Annotated in this window: 2 tRNA genes and 3 rRNA genes; all 5 read left to right on the top strand. The window is 42.5% G+C overall.

The features are described 5' to 3' along the window. Window positions 1-445: 445 nt before the first annotated feature. Window positions 446-1,946: ribosomal RNA gene (locus BKH42_RS08770) — 16S ribosomal RNA — on the top strand. A gap of 140 nt (window positions 1,947-2,086) precedes the next feature. Beyond that, window positions 2,087-2,163 (top strand) — tRNA-Ile (locus tag BKH42_RS08765). 3 nt (window positions 2,164-2,166) lie between these two features. Then, window positions 2,167-2,242 (top strand) — tRNA-Ala (locus BKH42_RS08760). A gap of 493 nt (window positions 2,243-2,735) precedes the next feature. Then, window positions 2,736-5,618, top strand: a 23S ribosomal RNA gene (locus tag BKH42_RS08755). Window positions 5,619-5,813: 195 nt separating this feature from the next. Continuing rightward, a 5S ribosomal RNA gene (gene rrf, locus BKH42_RS08750) occupies window positions 5,814-5,929 on the top strand. The 16S, 23S and 5S rRNA genes sit together here with 2 tRNA genes alongside, the layout of an rRNA operon. Window positions 5,930-6,753 lie beyond the last annotated feature (824 nt).

The raw sequence follows: 6,753 nt of genomic DNA, 5'->3' as shown, positions 1-6,753 counted from the left end.
CCTTTTATCCTAAGCAAATCTTAAGCTATATGCTTGTAATATTCCACTCCCATTCAGGTGAGCCTCATTTAAAAACTCTTCTGGTATTTATCATTAAGTTTTCTGGGATTGAAACTCTTTGAATCTAAAGTGTTGCCAATTTTAGCTAGTAAATGTGTTTAATTTGATGGTTGTTCTTTTACTTTAATTTTTCAGATATATAATTAAAATCAGAAATGATCTCTAAGTTTTATATTTGTTGATTGAGTAACGATCTTTGAAATCTAAGCAAGAGAAATGAAGTCAAACTATTTAAGATGGATATTCGCAAATATTTCATTTTAAATAAGACTATTTCTCTTAGTTGTTAATATCTATTTAAATACAACTCGTTTATGACCCTTGAAATATAGAGTGATAAAATTTGTGATTAAAAGAGACACTAAGAGAGAGGACAAACTTAACTTTTATGGAGAGTTTGATCCTGGCTCAGAGTGAACGCTGGCGGCGTGCCTAATACATGCAAGTCGAACGATGAAGTCTCATAGCTTGCTATGAGATGGATTAGTGGCGCACGGGTGAGTAATGCATAGGTTATGTGCCCTTTAGTCTGGGATAGCCACTGGAAACGGTGATTAATACTAGATACTCCCTACGGGGGAAAGAATTTTGCTAAAGGATCAGCCTATGTCCTATCAGCTTGTTGGTGAGGTAATGGCTCACCAAGGCTATGACGGGTATCCGGCCTGAGAGGGTGAACGGACACACTGGAACTGAGACACGGTCCAGACTCCTACGGGAGGCAGCAGTAGGGAATATTGCTCAATGGGGGAAACCCTGAAGCAGCAACGCCGCGTGGAGGATGAAGGTTTTAGGATTGTAAACTCCTTTTCCAAGAGAAGATAATGACGGTATCTTGGGAATAAGCACCGGCTAACTCCGTGCCAGCAGCCGCGGTAATACGGAGGGTGCAAGCGTTACTCGGAATCACTGGGCGTAAAGAGCGCGTAGGCGGGTCAATAAGTCAGATGTGAAATCCTGTGGCTTAACTACAGAACTGCATTTGAAACTGTTGATCTAGAGTATGGGAGAGGTAGATGGAATTCTTGGTGTAGGGGTAAAATCCGTAGAGATCAAGAGGAATACTCATTGCGAAGGCGATCTGCTGGAACATTACTGACGCTGATGCGCGAAAGCGTGGGGAGCAAACAGGATTAGATACCCTGGTAGTCCACGCCCTAAACGATGGATGCTAGTTGTTGGGAGGCTTGTCCTTCCAGTAATGCAGCTAACGCATTAAGCATCCCGCCTGGGGAGTACGGTCGCAAGATTAAAACTCAAAGGAATAGACGGGGACCCGCACAAGCGGTGGAGCATGTGGTTTAATTCGAAGATACGCGAAGAACCTTACCTAGGCTTGACATTGATAGAATCTGCTAGAAATAGCGGAGTGTCTAGCTTGCTAGACCTTGAAAACAGGTGCTGCACGGCTGTCGTCAGCTCGTGTCGTGAGATGTTGGGTTAAGTCCCGCAACGAGCGCAACCCTCGTCCTTAGTTGCTAGCAGTTCGGCTGAGCACTCTAAGGAGACTGCCTTCGTAAGGAGGAGGAAGGTGAGGACGACGTCAAGTCATCATGGCCCTTACGCCTAGGGCTACACACGTGCTACAATGGGATGTACAAAGAGATGCAATACTGCGAAGTGGAGCAAATCTCAAAAACATCTCTCAGTTCGGATTGTAGTCTGCAACTCGACTACATGAAGCTGGAATCGCTAGTAATCGTGAATCAGCAATGTCACGGTGAATACGTTCCCGGGTCTTGTACTCACCGCCCGTCACACCATGGGAGTTGTATTCGCCTTAAGCCGGGATGCTAAATTGGCTACCGTCCACGGCGGATGCAGCGACTGGGGTGAAGTCGTAACAAGGTAACCGTAGGTGAACCTGCGGTTGGATCACCTCCTTTCTAGAGATTTATTAAGATATTCATTTATCTTAATCATCGTTTTTTAGAATAGACATTTAGAATAGTTAGCTTCTTTTTCTTGCTTAGTTTTCAGGGATTGCTTTCAATCGATGAAGCATAAAAATAAGAGGATGTTATAGGGGCTTATAGCTCAGGTGGTTAGAGCGCACCCCTGATAAGGGTGAGGTCAGAGGTTCAACTCCTCTTAAGCCCACCATTAGGGGAATTAGCTCAGCTGGGAGAGCGCCTGCTTTGCACGCAGGAGGTCAGCGGTTCGATCCCGCTATTCTCCACCAATAATTTCCTCTTATGAAATCTTCTTTTCATAGGGTCCTATTTAGATGGGATTTTATATGATGATCACTTTAGAAGGTGTTCAATCAAATACTATGAATAGATGGATAAGGCCTGATCGTTTAGATTTGATTTCTTTAGTTGATCTTGTATGAATGTTTTTTTCAATACATACTTAAGAGTAGATGAAGGTAATCAGTTTTATATTAGGAAGTTTAATCAGAGTCTTTATGACACTCATATGAGATATAAAGGTTTGAATTAGACTTTTGTCTAAGTGTTATTTAAAATTTTATTGTTAATAGCCTAAAAAATAGTAATGAAACTACAATTAACTCTGTTTTTTATTGAGAGTGAGTTGAGCTTTGAAGTGTTTAGTTTTTTAAATATTTTAGAAGTGATACATACATTCAATAAGGCAGTGATAACTTTAGAATATTCACACAGTTTTATCATACTTTGAAAGCCAGGTTTGAGATTTATCTTAAATCTGTTAAATAAGCTTTTAAGGGCAGATGGTGGATGCCTTGGCAAAGAGAGGCGATGAAGGACGTACTAGACTGCGATAAGCTATGGGGAGCTGTCAAGAAGCTTTGATCCATAGATTTCCGAATGGGGCAACCCAACTAGTAGAGATGCTAGTTACCTTTAATGGAGCGAACCTAGGGAAGTGAAACATCTCAGTACCTAGAGGAAAAGAAATCAAAAGAGATTCTCCTAGTAGCGGCGAGCGAACGGGGAACAGGGCAAACCAAGTGCTTGCACTTGGGGTTGTGGACTGCAATATCCACTTGAATAATCTAGCAGAATTATCTGGAAAGGTAAGTCATAGAGGGTGATAGCCCCGTATGCGAAAGATTATTCATAGGTAGCAGTATCCAGAGTAGGTCAGGACACGAGAAATCCGGACTGAAGCAGGGGAGACCACTCTCCAACCCTAAATACTACTCTTTGACCGATAGCGAACAAGTACCGTGAGGGAAAGGTGAAAAGAACCGCAGTGAGCGGAGTGAAATAGAACCTGAAACCATCTGCCTACAATCATTCGGAGCCCTATGATTTATCAGGGTGACGGACTGCCTTTTGCATAATGATCCTGCGAGTTGTGGTATCTGGCAAGGTTAAGCAAACGCGAAGCCGTAGCGAAAGCGAGTCTTAATAGGGCGTTTAGTCAGATGCTGCAGACCCGAAGCTAAGTGATCTATCCATGGCCAAGTTGAAACGAGTGTAATAGCTCGCGGAGGACTGAACTCGTACCCATTGAAACGGGTTGGGATGAGCTGTGGATAGGGGTGAAAGGCCAAACAAACTTAGTGATAGCTGGTTCTCTTCGAAATATATTTAGGTATAGCCTCAAGTGATAGTAATAGGGGGTAGAGCTCTGATTGGGCTAGGGCTGCTCACCGCGGTACCAAACCCTGTCAAACTTCGAATACCTATTACCGTATCTTGGGAGTCAGGCGGTGGGTGATAAAATCAATCGTCAAAAGGGGAACAACCCAGACTACCGAATAAGGTCCCAAAGTTCTATTCTGAGTGGAAAAAGATGTACAGTTACTCAGACAACCAGGAGGTTGGCTTAGAAGCAGCCATCCTTTAAAGAAAGCGTAACAGCTCACTGGTCTAGTGATTGCGCGCTGAAAATATAACGGGGCTAAGATAGACACCGAATTCGTAGATTGTGCTGATGCACAGTGGTAGAAGAGCGTTCGTATCAGCGTTGAAGGTATACCGGTAAGGAGTGCTGGAGCGATGCGAAGTGAGCATGCAGGAATGAGTAGCGATAAAATATGTGAGAATCATATTCGCCGTAAATCTAAGGTTTCCTACGCGATGCTCGTCATCGTAGGGTTAGTCGGGTCCTAAGACAAGTCAGAAATGGGTAGTCGATGGCAAATAGGTTAATATTCCTATACCAACCATTGTGTGCGATGGGGGGACGCATAGGGTTAAGCGAGCCAACTGATGGAAGTGTTGGTCGAAGGGCGTAGATTGGAGGACAGGTAAATCCACCTCTGTATTCGAAACCTCACAGGCTTCTTGAAATCTTCGGATCGATAGGAGAATCGCTGATACCGTCGTGCCAAGAAAAGCCTCTAAGTTTAGCAATGGTTGCCCGTACCGTAAACCGACACAGGTAGATGAGATGAGTATTCTAAGGCGCGTGAAAGAACTCTGGTTAAGGAACTCTGCAAACTAGCACCGTAAGTTCGCGATAAGGTGTGCCACAGCAATGTGGTCTCAGCAAAGAGTCCCTCCCGACTGTTTACCAAAAACACAGCACTTTGCAAACTCGTAAGAGGAAGTATAAGGTGTGACGCCTGCCCGGTGCTCGAAGGTTAAGAGGATCAGTCAGCAGCAATGCGAAGCTTTGAATTGAAGCCCGAGTAAACGGCGGCCGTAACTATAACGGTCCTAAGGTAGCGAAATTCCTTGTCGGTTAAATACCGACCTGCATGAATGGCGTAACGAGATGGGAGCTGTCTCAACCAGAGATTCAGTGAAATTGTAGTGGAGGTGAAAATTCCTCCTACCCGCGGCAAGACGGAAAGACCCCGTGGACCTTTACTACAGCTTGGCACTGCCGATGGGAGCATTATGCGCAGGATAGGTGGGAGGCTTTGAAATCTTCACTCCGGTGGAGATGGAGCCATCCTTGAGATACCACCCTTAATGTTTCTGTCTGCTAACTGGCTTGAGTTATCCTCAAGCAGGACAATGCCTGGTGGGTAGTTTGACTGGGGCGGTCGCCTCCTAAAAAGTAACGGAGGCTTGCAAAGGTTGGCTCATTGCGGTTGGAAATCGCAAGTTGAGTGTAATGGCATAAGCCAGCCTGACTGTAAGACAAACAAGTCGAGCAGAGACGAAAGTCGGTCATAGTGATCCGGTGGTTCTGTGTGGAAGGGCCATCGCTCAAAGGATAAAAGGTACCCCGGGGATAACAGGCTGATCTCCCCCAAGAGCTCACATCGACGGGGAGGTTTGGCACCTCGATGTCGGCTCATCGCATCCTGGGGCTGGAGCAGGTCCCAAGGGTATGGCTGTTCGCCATTTAAAGCGGTACGCGAGCTGGGTTCAGAACGTCGTGAGACAGTTCGGTCCCTATCTGCCGTGGGCGTAGGAAAGTTGAGGAGAGCTGTCCCTAGTACGAGAGGACCGGGATGGACGTGCCACTAGTGTACCAGTTGTTCTGCCAAGAGCACCGCTGGGTAGCTACGCACGGATGTGATAACCGCTGAAAGCATCTAAGCGGGAAGCCAACTCCAAGATTAACTTTCCCTGAAGGTCGCAGGAAGACTACCTGCTTGATAGGGTAGATGTGTAAGTGTAGCAATACATTCAGCTGACTACTACTAATAGACCGTTTGGCTTATTTTATATTCATAGATAAAAAAGTGTGAATATGTTATCACTGCCTTATTGAGTGTATAGGGTTTCATTACTAGGATCTGACATCTAAAGGGATGTTTTCGTTTAGATTGAAGGATTGAAATATTTTAGGCTATTATTGTAAAATTCTCCTATATAGGAAAATGGAGTTAAGGGCAATGTTATTGCTTTTAACTCCCTTTTCCTTGTGTCTATAGAGAGGAGGCAACACCCAGCTCCATTCCGAACCTGGCAGTTAAGCTCCTCTTCGCTGATGATACTGCATCTTTCAGGTGTGGGAACGTAGGTCGATGCAGGGATAGGGAATCTTCTTTTTCTTCTGTGATTCAAATTCATACTATTGTCTTTATTATTGTTTTTTAGATTGTATCTTCAAAATGTTTGAATATATCGTTATTGATTGTTCAATGCTTATCAAATGGAATTCATTTGATACTGATAAGAATCTAGGAGTTTCTACTATAGAATTGAGTGTGTTTGAAGGATTGATATCAAGATGATCATTGTGTCAAATTATTTCTTAAATTCCCTTCTTTGTCTTTACATAAGGGATATAGAAAGTCTTTGAGTGTACCCACATATTGCTCTATTAAAATAATAAAATTGGGTGATCTTTTTAAAATCAATTTCTTATTTGAAATTGTCTTTGTTTTTAATGATTTTAAAAAGATCAAGTGTATTGTTTTGCATTCAATCAGGTCTATTTTTTTAAAAAATATAATGAGAATCTATCTTGAATATAGATAAATACTACAAAATAGAAAATCATATGAGATGCTATTTAATGAAATGTACTAGGATTTTTCAAACTTGATAATAAGAATAGTATTTGTGTTTTTATCATCTAGTTTATTTTTTATAATGTGTTAAGAGTTTAAGACAAAAGAGAAAGTCACAAAACAATCTGCCGATGAAATGGATAAATATGGATTGTATTTAAGATAGTCCCCCTATAAATTGCTTCAAAGTAGCCTAAAAAATAGCCTAGAGACTCTATAGGCCTATAGATTAGAATTTTGATATGTTCTTTGTTATTATTAAGTTTTAAAAAAGACCTCTTAAATTCGCATCTTAAAAAACATAAAAAAATACTTAGTTTTTTAAATATTTATGATTTTGCTTT

The organism is Helicobacter sp. 13S00482-2 (assembly GCF_002272795.1).
Taxonomy (GTDB): domain Bacteria; phylum Campylobacterota; class Campylobacteria; order Campylobacterales; family Helicobacteraceae; genus Helicobacter_J.
This window is presented reverse-complemented; position numbering and strand designations above follow the sequence as displayed.